Origin of the sequence: Allopusillimonas ginsengisoli (genome assembly GCF_004153455.1) — a bacterium.
Classification (GTDB): Bacteria; Pseudomonadota; Gammaproteobacteria; order Burkholderiales; family Burkholderiaceae_B; genus Allopusillimonas; species Allopusillimonas ginsengisoli.
Genome location: NZ_SDQE01000014.1, coordinates 29,940 through 46,269, shown reverse-complemented (window position 1 = coordinate 46,269; position 16,330 = coordinate 29,940). Strand labels below are relative to the sequence as shown.

The 16,330-nt window shown below is 56.4% G+C and carries 17 protein-coding genes and 1 tRNA gene; 12 read left to right on the top strand and 6 right to left on the bottom strand.

The window, feature by feature from the left end:
- The first annotated feature begins 41 nt into the window (after positions 1-41).
- Positions 42-115 (top strand) — tRNA-Gly (locus ERE07_RS18835).
- 58 nt (positions 116-173) lie between these two features.
- Here ERE07_RS18835 and ERE07_RS18830 read toward each other — a convergent pair.
- From ERE07_RS18830 to ERE07_RS18820, 3 genes are read right to left on the bottom strand one after another with little or no spacing between them, the layout of a single operon-like run.
- Positions 174-818 carry a hypothetical protein gene (locus ERE07_RS18830; protein WP_209021189.1) on the bottom strand — a complete coding sequence of 215 codons (645 nt, stop codon included), beginning with the start codon at positions 816-818 and terminating at the stop codon, positions 174-176.
- 48 nt (positions 819-866) lie between these two features.
- On the bottom strand, positions 867-1,739 hold the full coding sequence (locus ERE07_RS18825) for a nucleotidyl transferase AbiEii/AbiGii toxin family protein (protein ID WP_209021188.1): 873 nt from the start codon (positions 1,737-1,739) through the stop codon (positions 867-869).
- The gene (locus ERE07_RS18820; RefSeq protein WP_130010593.1) at positions 1,727-2,809 is read right to left on the bottom strand and encodes a type IV toxin-antitoxin system AbiEi family antitoxin; all 1,083 of its coding nucleotides are present in this window, start codon (positions 2,807-2,809) and stop codon (positions 1,727-1,729) included. Before ERE07_RS18820 ends, ERE07_RS18825 begins: the two co-directional genes overlap by 13 nt.
- Before the next feature lie 645 nt (positions 2,810-3,454).
- On the opposite strand from ERE07_RS18820, the gene ERE07_RS18815 reads away from it, so the two are divergent.
- Entirely contained in the window at positions 3,455-4,102 is a 648-nt protein-coding gene (locus ERE07_RS18815) for a helix-turn-helix domain-containing protein (protein WP_130010592.1), read from the top strand.
- A 42-nt stretch (positions 4,103-4,144) separates the two neighbouring features.
- Here the strand turns inward: ERE07_RS18815 and ERE07_RS18810 are convergent, their stop codons facing one another.
- Positions 4,145-5,500 carry an MFS transporter gene (locus ERE07_RS18810; protein WP_130010591.1) on the bottom strand — a complete coding sequence of 452 codons (1,356 nt, stop codon included), beginning with the start codon at positions 5,498-5,500 and terminating at the stop codon, positions 4,145-4,147.
- 156 nt (positions 5,501-5,656) lie between these two features.
- Between ERE07_RS18810 and ERE07_RS18805 the strand changes: the two genes are divergently transcribed.
- The 5 genes from ERE07_RS18805 (at position 5,657) to ERE07_RS18785 (ending at position 9,076) form a co-directional block, all read left to right on the top strand.
- Positions 5,657-6,304 carry a DJ-1/PfpI family protein gene (locus tag ERE07_RS18805; protein WP_167670993.1) on the top strand — a complete coding sequence of 216 codons (648 nt, stop codon included), beginning with the start codon at positions 5,657-5,659 and terminating at the stop codon, positions 6,302-6,304.
- A 137-nt stretch (positions 6,305-6,441) separates the two neighbouring features.
- Positions 6,442-6,903 carry a cupin domain-containing protein gene (locus ERE07_RS18800; RefSeq protein ID WP_245153783.1) on the top strand — a complete coding sequence of 154 codons (462 nt, stop codon included), beginning with the start codon at positions 6,442-6,444 and terminating at the stop codon, positions 6,901-6,903.
- Positions 6,904-7,006: 103 nt separating this feature from the next.
- Positions 7,007-7,774, top strand: a complete 768-nt coding sequence (locus ERE07_RS18795) for a ferredoxin--NADP reductase (RefSeq protein WP_130010589.1) — start codon at positions 7,007-7,009, stop codon at positions 7,772-7,774.
- 311 nt (positions 7,775-8,085) lie between these two features.
- Entirely contained in the window at positions 8,086-8,409 is a 324-nt protein-coding gene (locus ERE07_RS18790; protein ID WP_130010588.1) for an ArsR/SmtB family transcription factor, read from the top strand.
- Positions 8,410-8,548: 139 nt separating this feature from the next.
- A complete protein-coding gene (locus ERE07_RS18785; protein WP_130010587.1) occupies positions 8,549-9,076 on the top strand; it encodes an SRPBCC family protein in 528 nt (175 codons plus the stop codon).
- A gap of 106 nt (positions 9,077-9,182) precedes the next feature.
- Here the strand turns inward: ERE07_RS18785 and ERE07_RS18780 are convergent, their stop codons facing one another.
- Positions 9,183-10,013, bottom strand: a complete 831-nt coding sequence (locus ERE07_RS18780; RefSeq protein ID WP_130010586.1) for an SDR family oxidoreductase — start codon at positions 10,011-10,013, stop codon at positions 9,183-9,185.
- Positions 10,014-10,149: 136 nt separating this feature from the next.
- On the opposite strand from ERE07_RS18780, the gene ERE07_RS18775 reads away from it, so the two are divergent.
- On the top strand, positions 10,150-11,067 hold the full coding sequence (locus tag ERE07_RS18775) for a LysR family transcriptional regulator (RefSeq protein ID WP_130010585.1): 918 nt from the start codon (positions 10,150-10,152) through the stop codon (positions 11,065-11,067).
- 34 nt (positions 11,068-11,101) lie between these two features.
- Here the strand turns inward: ERE07_RS18775 and ERE07_RS18770 are convergent, their stop codons facing one another.
- Positions 11,102-11,695 carry a helix-turn-helix domain-containing protein gene (locus tag ERE07_RS18770; RefSeq protein WP_245153782.1) on the bottom strand — a complete coding sequence of 198 codons (594 nt, stop codon included), beginning with the start codon at positions 11,693-11,695 and terminating at the stop codon, positions 11,102-11,104.
- Positions 11,696-11,952: 257 nt separating this feature from the next.
- On the opposite strand from ERE07_RS18770, the gene ERE07_RS18765 reads away from it, so the two are divergent.
- The 4 genes from ERE07_RS18765 (at position 11,953) to ERE07_RS18750 (ending at position 16,265) form a co-directional block, all read left to right on the top strand.
- Positions 11,953-12,741, top strand: a complete 789-nt coding sequence (locus tag ERE07_RS18765) for an aldolase (RefSeq protein ID WP_130010583.1) — start codon at positions 11,953-11,955, stop codon at positions 12,739-12,741.
- Between the two features lie 12 nt (positions 12,742-12,753).
- The gene (locus ERE07_RS18760; protein ID WP_130010582.1) at positions 12,754-13,842 is read left to right on the top strand and encodes a TRAP transporter substrate-binding protein; all 1,089 of its coding nucleotides are present in this window, start codon (positions 12,754-12,756) and stop codon (positions 13,840-13,842) included.
- Positions 13,843-13,941: 99 nt separating this feature from the next.
- A complete protein-coding gene (locus tag ERE07_RS18755) occupies positions 13,942-14,556 on the top strand; it encodes a TRAP transporter small permease subunit (protein ID WP_130010581.1) in 615 nt (204 codons plus the stop codon).
- Between the two features lie 2 nt (positions 14,557-14,558).
- Positions 14,559-16,265, top strand: coding sequence for a TRAP transporter large permease (locus ERE07_RS18750; protein WP_130010580.1), 1,707 nt, complete (start codon positions 14,559-14,561; stop codon positions 16,263-16,265).
- Positions 16,266-16,330 lie beyond the last annotated feature (65 nt).

The window sequence follows — 16,330 nt, the reverse complement described above, 5'->3', positions numbered from 1 at the left end:
GCTCTGCCCGTCCTGTCGGTCGCGTTGTCTTGCTCAGCAATGCGGGTGTAGTTCAATGGTAGAACGGCAGCTTCCCAAGCTGCATACGAGGGTTCGATTCCCTTCACCCGCTCCAAGTAGCGCTCCATACCCGGTTTGTCACACTTTGGGAAGTGATTCCAAGTGATTGAATCTTAATGAGATTTTTCATCCCTAATGCTGTTGGGATCGGAAAAACGCCTCCCCAGCGCCCCCCATTTCGGTACATTTTTTGGCCTATCAATACGGGGGCCGGCATGTCGCATTGCGTCAGACAAGCCCACATCAACGCACCACTTCTTGAGATCGCGAGCCTGATTGGCTGCGTTGCGGTTTGAAAGCGTCGTCCCTTCGATGAGGGATGTTATCGCTTCCGAAAGACTGTCCTTAAATACCGCGTTCGTGACGAAGATAAACGATGTCTTCGTGTCGACTTCGGCAGCTGAGAAGGTCCTGTCATAACCGATAATCGTGCTGGAGAACTTTTCGATCGTCTTTTTCAGATAAGACGCTGTAACTGCCTCTTCGCGAAGCTTGTACTTGAACTGGACGGTTTCCATCCGCTCGCAGGTCTGAAAATTGTCTCCCCCACCGTAGTAAAGAACGCGGTCAGCAACATCTTCGTCCCATGTTCCGGGACTAGTAGTCTCCGTCGACGAAATCCCCTCCACGGCGATCGCGGACAGATCGTCATTCGGAAAGACCAGCTGCAATGCCCGCCTGGCAGCCCATCTCTCGTGGAAGGTGTGTCCCGCACGAGATGCCCGGACAGTATCGATACCTTCGTTAGCGTTTGGCATGCTGGTGCTGTGCCTTCTCCAATGCGGCGATCATTCGTTGGGCGTGACTCAAGCTCGCAGTGACATGGCGCGCAGCAGCGCGTCGATCTGCCCGAACGCATCCTGCTGCCACTGTTCGGGCGCGCGATTACCCAGCGCATGCGTGGCTTCGACGAAGCGCCTCACGCAGGTAGGTCCGTGCCCCTCGAAGGCGTCGAACTTGTCGGCGATGTGCCGGAAACCGCGCTCGCCGCTTGCGTGCCCCAGGAGAGGGAGACATTCCTGCGCCAGCGCCTCGATGCCATCAGGGTAGTTCCGCACGCAGTAGTATATGTCGTAGGCATCCTTCTGCTTGTAGCGGCCCGCCAGCGCATGGCCTTTCATTGCCAGCAGCGCAGGGATGGAGCACACTGCGATCTCCACGCGATTGGTCCCTCCGTCCGGCATTGGCCCCGCCACCGCCACCAGTTGATAGAACCGCATCGCCAAGTCAGCGCCGTCGGCCCGTTGTACGGCAAAGTCGCTGATCAGGGGAGGGGTGTTCTTGACGACCTCCGCGTCGCGCGGCATCAGGAAATCGACCACGATGTCGATCGCTTCCCCGCCATCTCGCACGGGAACCTGGCGAACCAGTTGGAAGCGCCGAAGCCCGTTGCGTTGGGCGTATCCATGGCTTTGGAGCGCACCGATCAAGGTTGCGTACTCGCCGTCGCCGAGTGCTTCCGCGTCCAGACCGACGTCCACATCGAGTGTGCCGACGTGGGGCATATCCTCATTGGCCAGCAGCAGCCAGGGTACCGCACCGCCGATGATGGCGAACTTGCCTCTGAAGCTGCCAAGTATCTGGCCGATCTCGATCAGCACGGATTTCACTGCCGCGGTCGTGCGGTCGTCATATTCGGAGGCCGACTGTGGTTCCTGGGGCGGTGTCATTGGGGCCATGAAAGCTTTTCCTTGCGCAGGTGGTCGGCGGCCTCGGCGCCGCGTTCGCCGGCAATGGTGAGATCGAGGTAGGTCTGAACCGGGCTCGTGCAGACTGCGCCCGGCGCAGGTTCAATGGTGTCGGCGAACAATCCTGTGTCTTTCGGCACGGTGATGACCACGTTCTCGCCCTTCGCGGCAGGCGCGAGCTTCAGCGCTGCTTGAAGCTTGCGCAGACCATCCTCGTCAGCGAAGAAGTAGTGCGTGCCGGTGCGGCCGTAGGGCGAAAGCCATTGCGCTGCCGAGAACGATGCGAAAACGGCACGTCTGGGAGCCTCGTCAGCGCGCAACGCGGTACGGGCCGCGTCTTCGAACGTGCTGCCGTGCAGAGGTGTGTAGAACCGCAGACGTTCACCCGGCGGTGCGGTGTAGCTGTCCCGCCATGCGTCCAACAGTGCATCGGGTTCTGAGAGGACGAGACCGTCTTTCGAGGCGCGTGCCCATTCCCGATTAATTAAACCGGTGCGCACATTGCTGACGTGTCCCAGGCTGACTCCGGAAATTTCCGACAACTCGGTGACGCGCCATGCACGGCCGGGCTCGCGCAGCATGACGCGCAGAACCTGAGCCGACTTTGGCCTAAACAGCGACTTGAGTTCGCGTTGTTCGGCCACCGGTTTGTCCGCCACCATGCGCTCGATGAACACGCCGCCAAAAGCGATCCGGGCGTTGCCCTCTAGGTCGAGATAGCTGACGCCCTTCTCTTCGCACAACTGCCTTACCGCGGGTGAGATGTAAGGAGCGATGAAGACGGGCGTCGCCTCGGGAGCTCGCTGCGCAATGTAGTTCCGTAGTTCCAATAACGCGGACCGGGCGTACCGCGGTTGCCCGTTCGACTTGTACTCGCAGATGAGTAGGTGCCGCCGGTCATCCACGAGCAGCCGAGCGGTCAAGTCCGGTTCCCAATCGCCGGACACGGCTTCGACTTCGATGCCTTCAATCTGAAGGATCGGTATCTTTTCAAGCAACTGACGGAGCGCCTCACCGGCCCGCGCCTCTGTCTCTTTCATTGGATTGGCATTTTTCACCATACGCTGAAAATACCATATTTTTGAAAATCGTCGCTAAGTTTTCACTTCTAAGCCACATTTCAACATCTGCTGAAACCGTTCCATAGAATGAAGGTGCCTGTGGACGAAAGGAGCAATGGTCGGGATCCATGGACCGGAAGCCGCATGGCGTCTGTTGGAGCAGCAGCTTGCCAGTGTGCGTAGAACTGGTACAAAATGCGGCACATCCTCGTTTTTCGAATGGGGTTAGTCCTTTATAAATCAATGAGTTGGATGCTAAATTCTGTTCCCCTCACCCGCTCATTCCAAGGACGGCCAGGGAAAACCATGGCCATCCACCGAGTGATTAATTTTTTGATCTAAAAGACAAATTCCCTTCTGAGGGATGTCCACTGACATCCAGGGGAATCCACCTACAGCCATTCCAAAATGTGCATTTTTTGATCCATCAATAAGGTGGGCTGGCGCGCTGCATACCGAGTTCTATCAACCGGTGGAGCTGGTTCCGGATGATTGCTTTTACATCGATAGGCGCATGCGGTATCGTGTATCAATACTGGGGATGCGGATGCTGCGCCGGACTGAGCGGGAATGCATATTGGCTTCCAAAGAGTCGCGCTAATAATTGGTAAAATACGGATTAATGCAAAAACACCTTATTAGTTGATGGCAATGGTCTTCGCTCCTAACACTCAATCTGACCAAGAAGACAATCCCGAGGAGCACCTTCATTTGCGTAATTTAGGCGCTAAACTGCGTAGCCATCGGAAAGCGGCGGGTTTGACGCTAACCGAGCTGGCCGCTCGGGTAGATCTGGATAAAGGCTATTTATCCCGGATCGAGAATGGCAAAAAGGTGCCGCCCTTGGCGACGTTATCGCGCCTTGCCAATGCCTTGGATATCGAGGCTGGCTCACTGATCGGATATTCCGTGTCGACACCCGGAACCTGGCGCGGTGTCAGCGTGGTGCGGCACGACGAGCAGCGCCCGACGGTAATGGGGGGCACGACATTCGGCTACGATTATTTTGCCCTGAGCAAAGCCAAGCCAAATCACGCCTTGCAGCCGTTTTTGTTTTCGTTCCCTGAACAGATCGATAAATACGTGTTCTTTCAACACGACGGCGAGGAATTATTATATGTGTTGAGCGGGAAAATAGAATGGCAAGTAGGCAGCCAGAAATATGTATTGAAGGCCGGCGATACCATTCATTTTGATTCCCAAATACCCCATCGGGGCCGCAGCTTGTCCGGGCAGGCCACTGCATTGGTCGTCATGTTTTCGCCAGCGGGCTTTGATGAAAATCTGGCATAAAAAAATGCGGGCCCTTGCGGCCCGCGTTTTTTATTTCCTCTTTTAGAGGCTCGGTTTGATGGCGTGCGGCAGGGCCCCGCCAGCCGATGCTTTTTTCTTGAGCGCCACCGGGGCGGTTTCCTTGCTCCAATACACCGCCAGGATGGTTAACAAGGCAATTCCGATCATGAGCAACGAGACGGGCCAGGTTGCCCCGTGGGTGACGCCCACGGCCGCGGTCGCAAGCACCGGTACAATGCCGCCCCCCAGCGGTGCCGCGAGTTGGTAGCCCAGGGACGAGCCGCTATATCGCACATTCGCCGGGAACATTTCGCTCAGGAAGCTGGCTTGGACGCCATACATGACACCGTGGCCGATTGCCATTCCCACCACAAAGGAAATAATCACAATGGTTGGGTCTTTGGTTTGGATGCCCCAAAAGATCGGGAAAGCCAGCACGATGGCGGCGATACAGCCCATCATATACACCGGCCGCCTGCCGATGCGATCAGACAGTGCGCCAAACAGGGGGATGGTGATCAATTCGGCGACGCAGCCGATTGCGATGGCGCCCAGGATCAACGTGCGGGACAAGCCGAGTGTCGTGACAGCATAGCTGAGACCGAAAATCGTCAGTACATAGATCCAGGATATTTCGGTAATGCGGGCGCCCAGTCCGATGAGCAGGCTTTTGGGGTGCTTCGTGATCGCCTTCCAGACGGGGAAGCGTTCGACGTTCCCTTGCTTGCGGGTTTGCTCGAAATCAGGGGTTTCCTCGATATGCAAGCGGATGAAGGTACCCACCATAACCAGGGCTGCGCTGGCCAGGAACGGAATTCTCCAACCCCACGACATAAAGGCTTCTTCGTCAAGAAAGGCCAGCCCGAAAAAGGACAGGGTGCCTAGGGCCATGCCCAGTGGAAAGCCGACCTGCACGATGCTGCCATACAGGCCCCGGTGTTCTTCGGGAGAGTGCTCGATGGCCATCAGCACAGCGCCGCCCCATTCACCGCCAACTGCGAGCCCTTGGAACAGGCGGCAGATCACCAGCAGGATCGGTGCGGCGATTCCTATGGTTGCGTATGTGGGGAGCAGGCCAATGACGGTGGTGGCTGCACCCATAGATACCAGTGTGATGATGAGCAGGGACTTGCGACCAACACGATCTCCGTAGTGGCTCAGGATAACCGCCCCCAGCGGCCTTGCGAAGAAACCCACCCCGATGGTGCTGATGGATAGGAGCTTGCTTATCAAGGGGTCCCCGGAAGGGAAGAATAGTGTGTTGAAAACAATGGATGCGGCGGTCGCGTAGATCAGAAAATCGTACCACTCTATAGTCGTGCCAATGGCGCTCGCCATTGCGACGGTTCGTATAGAAACAGGCTTTCCATCCACCTGGCCTACTTTTGTGTTAGCCATTTATCTCTCCTGTTTGGTTAGAGAATTTCGTTTTTTTTATTAGGGGGAACTTGATGAAAGTTGATCCACAGACAAAGAAATTGTAGTATTGAGTTGTCTACTGTGCAACAAAGGGTTTGTACGGATATGGCAGGTTTTCAGAAAAACGGAGGAGAAATGCGATTAACGTACTTGTTATATCCCGGCATCGAGCCGATCGATCTGGCGCCCCTGGGGGTGTTTTCAATGGGGCGGCGCGTCGTACCGGAACTTGAATATGAACTGGTGGCCCCCGACCGATCACCGGTGGAGCTGACCAATGGCCTCACGGTGTTGCCATCGCGGACGTTCGGTGAAGTCGAGAAGGTGGACGTTCTCCTGGTGCCGGGGGGCGGAGGATGGCGCGAGGCGGCGCGCAACGACGCTATTTTGGCGTTCATTAGACATTGGGCCGCCCTGGATGCGACCTTGATGTCGATTTGCACGGGGTCGTTGATTCTAGCCGCGTCGGGTGTTCTCGATGGCCTGAGCGCAACTACTAAATCCCGCGTGGTGCCGCCCGAATCGCCACCAATCGACGACTTGGGCCGGTGCGCGGGAGTAACCGTCGAATCGGGTGCCCTGTTGGTGGATAACGGGCGCGTCATCACAGGCGGGGGCGTGAGTCTGTGCATCGATGCCACGTTCTATCTTCTTGCGAGTCGGTATGGCGAGGAAGCCGCCGCTCAAATCGCGCACATCATGGAGTACGACGCCGCTCGCGCGGCGAATCTGGCGCGCCTGCCTGTGGTGCGGCCGGCGACCGCCCAGCCTGTGGGTTCCTGACGTCCTAGGGAAAACCTTTAATGAATTTATATTGTCTATTGGGCAATGCAGCCGGTATAGTGGAATATAGATGGCCATCCTTGGACGGGTCGTTCTAACGGTTTGAATAGTTGCTGCAAAATAATCTAAAGGAGTTGATGATGCCCGAAGTGGAAAATCATTTTTCAGAAAGATTGGTGGGAAATCTGGAGCCCACGAAAAACGGATCGGTGTATGTCAAGCCGCAGGACATGGAATGGAAGCAGTCTCAGTTCGAGGGTATTGAAATCAAGGTCTTGTATGAAAACAAGGAGGCGGGCGAATTGACGTGCCTGCTGCGTTGGGCGCCCGGAACGACATTGCCATTCCATAAGCATCCGGAAATAGAACAAAGCTATGTGATTTCGGGCTCCTTCTCGGATCACGACGGTATTTGCCGCGCTGGAGAATATGTCTATCGCATTCCTGGCTCGCTTCACGAAACCCATAGTGAAGAGGGTTGCACCATATTGGCAATCTACCGGAAGCCAAATATCTTCAAGAACAGCGCCGGCTATGGTGTGGAAAACAAAAAGCAGATCCGTACCCAGCATAAGCCTAAGACCTTCGAGCCGGGCTGAGTTCTGTTGCCGCGCAGCGTCGCCCGGATGGTTGTCCGAATAATGACGGCTGGCGGGCGGCCTTGAATGTATTAAGTGCTCCTGCATTATTGAGTGTCGAACCATGCTGGACTGGACTAGCCGATTATTGGAGGTGGAGTGGCTGGCGCTGGACGCCGTTCGAGTGCATTTCGAACGGCCTGATGCATTCTCATTCATGCCGGGTCAGACTATCAGTCTGCTCTTGCCAACGGATCATGCGTCATCGCCCCCGTTGCGCCATATCTTTTCTTTGGCGGGCGCGCCGCACGAGCCGGCGCTGAGCATCGCCACGCGCGTCCGGGAGCACTCCGCTTTCAAACAGAAGCTTATTGGCCTGAAGGAAGGTGCGACGCTCCATTTCACTGGTCCCTTCGGCTATTTTTCTCCACCGAGAGGCGATGCAAGGCCTATTGTGTTGATCGCGGGAGGAATCGGGATTGCACCGTGTTTCTCCATTGCCAAACATTTGGCTCACACGCATGACCCGCGTGACTGCTTGTTGCTGTATTCTTGCCGTGACCCGGAAAGTGCGGCGCTTTTGACCGAACTCGAGGATTGCGCTTCGAGAAATCCGCAGATGCGTTTGCATGTGACAATGACTTCGGCGACGGTGACGGCGTCGGCCTGGCGGGGGCTCCGGGGGCGGTTTGGTCAAAATCTTCTGGGTGTTCTGCTTGACGGCGCGCTGGACGCTGATTACTACGTGGCAGGCCCGGCGGCAATGGTGGATTCCGTGTCGAAGGCGCTCGCGGCGCTGGGCGTGGATGGGGCACGCATCGCTCACGAGCGGTTTTTCGCCTACGGCGACGTCGCTTACGGCAGCGCTGTAATCCATGGCGTGCCTCGTTGAGGCACGATCGATCTCTTCTCTTATCGACCTGCTCGAGGTTGGCAATCAGATGGGCGTCGAGCACCTCCGTACGTTAAGCGCGGTTGAACCATTCGATAAAGAGCCTCCGGATGGATGCATCGCTCTCATTCTTGTGTACTGTGCGTCATCGCTCAGGGAAAGCCGGTAACGGCGCGATGGGCCGCGTTCCAGGCTTGGCTACACCGGGATCGATGAGTCTGGCAGTCGTTGACCTTTCCCAGAAATAGCAGGACTGAATAAGTTAAACCATTTGGTTGACAATGGCGCCATTACGTCAGATACTAAACCCTATGGTTGAAAAACGACTCGATACGACGTTCACGGCGCTTGCTGATCCGACCCGGCGCGCGATGCTGGCGGATCTGATGCTGGGCGAAAAGTCGATCGGTGAACTCGCCGCGCCTTATCGGATGAGCTTTGCGGGGGCCGCCAAACACGTTGCCGTGCTCGCACGCGCGGGCCTGATTGAGCGGCGCAAGGTAGGGCGGCAGCAGTTGTGCAGGCTCAATCCCAGCCAATTGAAGGACGCCAGCGATTGGCTCAGGCAATGGGAGCGATTCTGGACTGATCGCCTCGATGCGCTGGAAGTTGCATTGAAGCAAGACCCCGAATAATCGCCACGCCAAGCTCAGGCGGCAACGCATATCAAGGTATCTGATGACGATAGCCAGGCCATTTTTCATGTTTCAGGACGGCGGCGCGCAGGCTGCGCTGGGTCTGCAATTGAATCTTGCGAATGAAGGGAGTGCCTAGATGACAGACTCCATTACCCCTGACGCTTTGCGCTTCGAGCGCTTGCTGGACGCTCCTTTGGAAAAGGTCTGGCGATATCTGGTTGATCCCGAGCTGCGTGCGCGGTGGTTCATGGCTGGACCCTCCGAGCTGAAAGTTGGCGGGCGTTTCGGCCTGACGATGGACCACGACAATTTGTCAGACGACGATGTGGACACACCGGAAAAATACCGTCCCTATCTCGGTCACAGCTGGGCGGAAAACATCACACGGTACGAGCCGCCGCATTTGCTTGCAATCACCTGGGATGGCGGCGATGGCGGTGAGGTCACGTTTGCATTGACCGCCGAAGGCGACAAAACCCGGTTTGTGTTGACGCACACAGGTTTGCGCGGCCGCGACGATGCTGTCAATTTCGGTGGTGGCTGGCATTCGCATCTTGCTGCGCTGGAGAGGCGTATCAAGGGTGAGGCCGTTCCCAACTTCTGGGCACTCCATGCGCAGGCCGAGGAGATGGTCGAGAAAACGCTGGGGCAGCCCCGCGCATGATGACTGGCTTGCAGCGATTACGGTCGCATGAAAGCCCGTTGGGTTGAAAGTGATCAGTCGGGAAAGGCCGGCCCGACGCAAGCAGTGTGATCGCAGCCTGCTCGGCTCAGTCGTGCCGATCGGCGGAGAACGCCACCTTTTTCTGCGCCTCCAGCAGGTTTCTCCGATTCGTCAGTGCCTCGCTGATCGACGCGTACGCCGTGCTGCCCAGGGCTAGACGCAAGGGCGGGTGCGCCGCATCGGCTGCCGCAATCATGGCATCGACTGTTCTGGCGGCATCGCCCCGGATGGCAAAGGCACCTGATGCGATAGCGCGCCGTACTTCTCCCGCCGGGGTATCGTCATAACAGGCCATAGGCTGCGCGCGATCCAGTCCTTCAACGAAGTTGGTACCGGTCGGGCCAGGCTCGACAATCAGAAAGTCTATGCCGAACGGCGCAACCTCCTGAGCCACTGATTCGACAAAGCCTTCGATGCCCCATTTGGTGGCGTGGTAGAGGCTGAAGTTCGGATAAGCGATCTGTCCGCCCTCCGAGGAGACCTGAACGATGCGACCACCTTTTTGCGCGCGCAAGTGAGGCAAGACCGCCCGAATGAGTTGAATGGAACCGACCAAATTCGTCGCGATCTGCCGCTCGATCTGCGCGTCGCTCGCTTCTTCAGCTGCGCCGAAGAGTGCATATCCCGCATTGCTGACCACTACGTCGATATGTCCGACACGTTGGAAAGCATCCGCAACCACGGCTTTCGTGGCTTGCGTGTCAGTGACGTCCAGCGTGAGCGCATGAAGTTGATCGCCATACTGTGCCGCCAACGCTTTCAGCATGTCGGGCCGGCGAAGCGTTGCGACCACGTGATCGCCGCGCGCCAACAATCGCTCAGTAAGGAGGCGGCCCAGGCCGGTTGAGGTTCCGGTAATAAACCATGTCTTGGTCATGTTGCAAATCCTGAGAGAAAAATGAACGACTGAATGAATGAAATGAACGACTGAATGAATGAAATGGACGACTGAATGAATGGTATGGGATTACTATTGTTATTGGAATAACCAATAAATTGCATGAAGAGGTGAAATGAAATCACCAATAGAACCGCCCTCACTGAAGGATTTGCGCGCGTTCAAGGCCGTCGCTGAACACCGCAGTTTCCGACGTGCCGCTGAATTGCTGGGCGTAACACGTTCGTCACTCAGCCATACCGTGCGGGGTCTGGAAGACAGGCTCTGCACTCGCCTATTGCACCGAACAACGCGCAGCGTGTCGCTGACCCAAGCCGGCGAGCAGTTTCTTGCCCGTCTTGATCCTTTGCTGGGGGATTTGAATCAACTTCTGGAGGACGTCGCGGGCGCACATGGGCGACCGACGGGCACGTTGAAAATCAATGGCAGCGAGGCGGCCATCCGCTTGCTTTTAACTCTAGTGCCGGAGTTTTTGGCGCGCTATCCCGGCGTAGAACTCGACCTGGTCGCGCAAGGGCAACTGGTGGATATCGTCGAGCAGGGATTTGATGCGGGCGTGAGGCTGGGCGAAGCGGTGCCCAAGGATATGGTGGCGGTACGGCTCGGTCCCGATATGCGTTTCTTGGCCGTTGCATCGCCGGCCTACCTGGCGGTTCATCAGGCTCCGCAAACGCCCGATGAGCTTGCCGGACATCGATGCATTCGGCAACGCCTTACCAGTGGCAAACGTTATCGCTGGGAATTCTGCAGGCGAGGACAAGAATTGGCGCTCGATGTGCCGGGTGTGCTAACGCTGGACAACAGTCAGTTAATGGCTGAGGCTGCGGCGGCCGGCGTGGGCATCGCCTATATTCCAGAGGCATATGCCCGCCCACTCATGGACGAGGGTGGGTTGGTGGCCGTGCTGGAAGACTGGTGCCCGTACATCCCAGGCCTGCATCTTTACTTTCCCAGTAATCGGCATGTGCCAGTGAGCCTGAGAGCATTGATCAACATGATGCGGGAGGGAGGGGGAGTGAATCTCCTCGGTTGAGCAACCCCGGTCGCTGCCCCCGGAATTTACTTGCCTACAGCGAGTCGCCCGCAATCGCGATCAACACGCGAGCGATCTTGGTGCCTTCCGCGCATAAGCTGTGGGACAAATAGCCCGGAAAGCTCACGCTGTCGTATTTGCCAAGCACAACGCCATGCTGGTCGAATTGAACCCGCACTCGGCCTTCGAGCACGAAGATTACTTCTTCGCCGCCATGCACTGCGGTTTCTTTGAGGCCTTGCTTGCTGACCTGAACCATCATCATCGACAGCGGGCTGTCCATCCCTCCGGCCAGCAGGGTTTTGTAATGCCCTTCATTAGCTAACGCCTTGGTATCTGCTGCCGGTTGACGCTCTTCTGCCCGGTTAACGCGAATTTCATCCTTTGGATTGCTTTCGCCCAACAGAAGCGAGAGGCTGGTATCCAGTGCAACGGATAACATGTGTAGCGTGCCGAGCGATGCGGTCTTTTCCCCGCGTTCGATACGCGACAGATGGGCTTTGTCTATGCCGGCGCGGGCTGCTACGTGGGCCTGCGTCAGTTTTTTCCGTCGACGTGCGGAGCGAATCCTGAACCCTATCTGGCGTATATCGGGAAGGCCGATATGGATGGGGGGGCTTTTCAACATGAATGACATCTTCAATTCAACAATCGGAACTGTATGTTACCCGGTCAAAACGGATTAGCCGATCGCGGGTGTCGCAGCGTCGCCCCACGCCTCTTGCAACATAGCGGCAATGTTCGCTGACATTGCTCGCGTGCATTGGCAGTCGGGTATAGGGATAAACCCAATATTGTCCTGACCTTCGATGCGTTATTGTTTGGACAACCTGTTGACCTATAGACACTAGGTGTCAAGTTTCATATTTGTCAGGAATTAAAGCAATGCAGACATACGCCCCTCAAGAAAAAAGCGCTTTGCGAGAGCGTGTCGATCGTGAAATTGACCAACGCGCTGCGCCGACAGCGCAGTGGAATGCCGCACAGAAAATGACATTGGCGTGCCGCATGTTGGCGGCCCAAGGACACTGGCACAGCGGGCTTGCCGGTCAGTTCACCGCCCGGAGCGAACAGCCTGGCACGTTCTGGACCTTGCCGTTCGGCACGGGCGCAGACGAAGCACTGGCGCGGGAATTGATATTGATTGATGAGGATCTCAACCCGCTCGATGGCACGTCTTTGGCGAATCCAGCGAACCGCTTTCATATCTGGGTGTACCGCCATCGTCCCGATGTTCAGTGCATCGTGCATACCCATCCGCCTGCCACATCGGCGCTGTCCATGGTTGGCGAGCCGTTGGTTGTGGCGCACATGGATGCGACGCCTTTCTTCGAGGATTGTGCCTACTTGCCGGAATGGCCTGGCTTGCCGATTGGCGACGACGAAGGCCAGATCATTTCAGAGGCCTTGGGCGACAAGCGCGCGATCCTGCTGGCCAATCATGGGCTGCTGACCGTTGGGAAATCGATTGAAGAGGCCACCGTGATGGCGCTTTGGCTGGAACAGGTTGCGGCCTTGCAGCTAAAGGCTCGTGCGCTTGGCCCTGTCAAGCCGGTGCCCGCCGACCGTGCGCGTGAATCGCACGATTTCTTGGTCAAGCCGCGGATTCTGGAATTGACATTCGCCTATTTTGCGCGCCGTGTGCTGCGTGAAACGCCTGACTGTCTGGACTAAAAGGAGCGTTCAATGCAACGTCGCAAATTTTTGGCTTTTGCCGCTGGCACGGCAGGCGCTACGATCGCCGCCCCGGCGATCGCGCAAGATGCGCCCACAATCAGCTGGCGTATGCCCAGCAGTTTCCCGCGATCACTGGACACGGTTTGGGGTTCTGCCGAAGTCATTGCAGAGCAGGTGTCCATGCTGACCGACGGTAAATTTACGATTCGCCCCTTTTCGGCGGGCGAACTGGTACCGCCTTTACAAGTTCTGGACGCCGTGCAGAATGGCACGACCGAATGCGGACATACTGCCGGTTTTTATTATCTGGGCAAAGAGCCGGCGCTTGTTTTTGACACCGGCGTGCCGTTTGGCCTCACGCCGCGTCAACAGTCAGCCTGGCTTGCCTATGGCGGCGGTAAAGAGCTCATGGACGAGCTCTATAGTAAATTCAACGCCATCGTCATACCGTGTGGTAATACCGGTGCGCAAATGGGTGGCTGGTTTCGCAAGGAAATCACCAAGCCGGAAGACTTTAACGGTTTACGCATTCGTACGCCAGGCTTGCTGAGTATGGTGTACGAAAAACTGGGGGCGATTCCTCAGCAGATCGCTGGCAGCGATATTTACCCGGCGTTGGAAAAAGGCTCCCTGGATGCCGTCGAGTGGGTCGGCCCCTACGATGACGAAAAACTCGGCTTTGCCAAGGTGGCAAAATACTATTACGGCCCCGGTGTGATGGAGTTGGGCGCGAACCTGGCGTTCAATGTGAATCGCGACAGTTGGGCCAAGCTGCCGTCTCATTACCAGGCGGCGCTTCGCGCAGCGTGCGCTATTGCCGCTAACGATCTGTTGGCCAAATATGATGCCAAAAACATTCGCGCACTCAAGATGCTGGTGGGTGAAGGTGTGAAGCTCAAGTCCTGGCCACGCGAAGTGATGGATGCGATGCAGCGTGCGACCAAAGAGGTGCTGGAAGACTACGGTGCAAAGAACGAAAGTTTTGGCAAGGTATTGAGCTCATGGCGGGCCTTCCGGGACGATCAGCTTTTGTGGGCCAGTGTCAACGACGGTGCCGCAGAAAGTTATTTGATGGCCACGCGCAAGCAAGGCTTGTGAACAGGATATGGCCTTGATGCTGCCCAAGTGCTCTTGCTGTCTGGCGCGCCTGCTGCATGTTAAGCGCAGCAGGGCCTGCTTCTTGCACGTTCCTCCATCATGAAAGCTTTGCTTGTCTTGTCGCGGTGGATTGACGCGGTCAATATTGTTATTGGGCGTGCGGTCACATGGCTAATACTTGTCGCGGTCATTGTCAGTGCCGGCAATGCCTTGATTCGTAAGCTGTTCAGTATGAGTTCCAATGCCTGGCTGGAACTGCAGTGGTATCTGTTTGGTGCCGTATTTCTCTTAACGGCGGGCTACACACTACTCAAGAACGAGCATGTGCGCGTCGATGTGCTGTCTCAGCGTTTTTCGCCGCGTACACGTGTAAAAGTTGAAATATTCGGCATATTGCTGTTCATTCTGCCTGCATCGCTGGTCATCATGTGGTTGTCGTGGCCCGTCTTTGTGGACGCGTTTGTCCATAACGAGCAGTCTTCAAACTCCGGTGGGCTGATCCGATGGCCTGCCAAGCTATTGATCCCGGTCGGCTTTGCGCTGTTGGTCGCCGCCGCGATTTCGCATCTGATCAAGTGCATTGCTTATCTGCGGGGCCTATGCGCAGATCCAACGCAGGCTGCCAATAGCGGATCCAGCGAGCAGCAATTGGCCGAGGAAATCGGCCGTGCTGCTGCGGAACGCGAACAGGCGCTGCAGCACAGGAATCTCTGAACATGGAAGCTATTTTTCTGGCGAATATTGCGCCGATCATGTTCTGCACGCTGGTCATGTTGCTATTGGTAGGCTTGCCCGTTGCGTTCTCGCTGGCCGCCAATGGCATGCTGTTTGGTCTGATTGGCATCGAGATGGGCATCATACCCGTGGCGCTTTTCCAGGCGCTTCCGCAGCGTGTGTTCGGTGTCATGGCAAACGATACCTTGCTGGCCGTGCCTTTCTTTACCTTCATGGGCTTGATCCTGGAACGCTCAGGCATGGCCGAAGACCTGCTTGAAACTGTGGGGCAATTGTTCGGACCCTTACGTGGTGGTCTGGCGATTGCTGTGGTGCTTGTGGGTGCGCTGCTGGCGGCGACCACCGGTGTGGTCTCAGCGTCAGTCATCTCAATGGGGCTTATTTCTTTACCCATCATGTTGCGCTACGGCTATGACCGCCGTTTGGCGACGGGCGTTATCGCCGCATCGGGAACGCTTTCTCAGATTATTCCGCCGTCAATCGTGCTGATTGTTCTTGCTGATCAATTGGGGCGTTCGGTCGGCGATATGTACAAAGGCGCGTTTATCCCGGGCGCGCTACTCACCGGTTTATACATTCTTTATGTAGCTGCTGTTGCGCTAGTGCGGCCCAAGGCTGCGCCAGCCATCCCGCCCGAGGACCGAACCTTCGTCGAACCCCGCGGCGGCCACGGTGTTCCGTCTTTACTTGTTCTGATGGCGATAGCGGTAGTTGCCGCGGTGATGGGTGCAAATTGGCTCTTGCCGGAAACTGCGCACGTTGACGAGCTTATCGTCAGTAGTGTGCTGATTTGGGGCTTGACCGCTTTTGTATGTGCGTTGCTGAACAAGTATCTGCGGTTGGGCTTATTGTCGCAAATTGCCGAGCGGGTGACGTTTGTCATGATCCCGCCGCTGGCATTGATCTTCCTGGTGCTGGGGACCATTTTCATCGGCGTTGCAACGCCGACTGAAGGCGGCGCCATGGGCGCGGTAGGTGCGCTGATCATGGCGGTTTTCCGGCGGCGTTTAAGCTGGCCATTGCTGGGACAAGCTGTCGACAAAACCGCCACGCTGACGTGTTTTGTTGTCTTTATATTGATTGGCTCATCTGTTTTCAGCCTGTCGTTCCGCGCCGTTAACGGCGATCTGTGGGTGGAGGATCTGCTCATCGCCTTGCCAGGCGGTGAAATGGGTTTTTTAATTGCAATCAGTATTCTGACATTCGTCCTGGCGTTTTTTCTGGATTTCTTCGAACTCGCATTCATTGTTGTGCCGCTGATCGGTCCTGTTGCGGACAAGATGGGGATCGACCTGATCTGGCTGGGCGTGCTGCTGGCGGTGAATATGCAGACGTCATTCATGCATCCACCATTTGGTTTCGCATTATTCTATTTGCGCTCGGTCGCACCAAAAGAAGACTACAAGGATAGAGTCAGCGGGCGAAACATTAAGAAAGTGACAACCGGCGAGATTTATTGGGGGTCGATACCCTTTATCGTGCTGCAAATTATCATGGTGGTGGCCGTCCTGGCCTTCCCCGGCATGGTGACCCATTACAAGGCAGGTCGCACTGTGGTGGATGTTGACAGCGTTGAAATTGATACGTCTTCGTTTGGCAACTTTAGCGATATCGGGTCTGACGATTTTGGGAGCGAGCCGTTGCCGGATTCATCGCCGCCATCAGACTTGAATGCGTTGTTTGACTAGGGGCTGAGAAATATCGAGACGCCCTGTGCGTTATAGCTAAATGGCAGGCCCGTCGTCACGGTGAC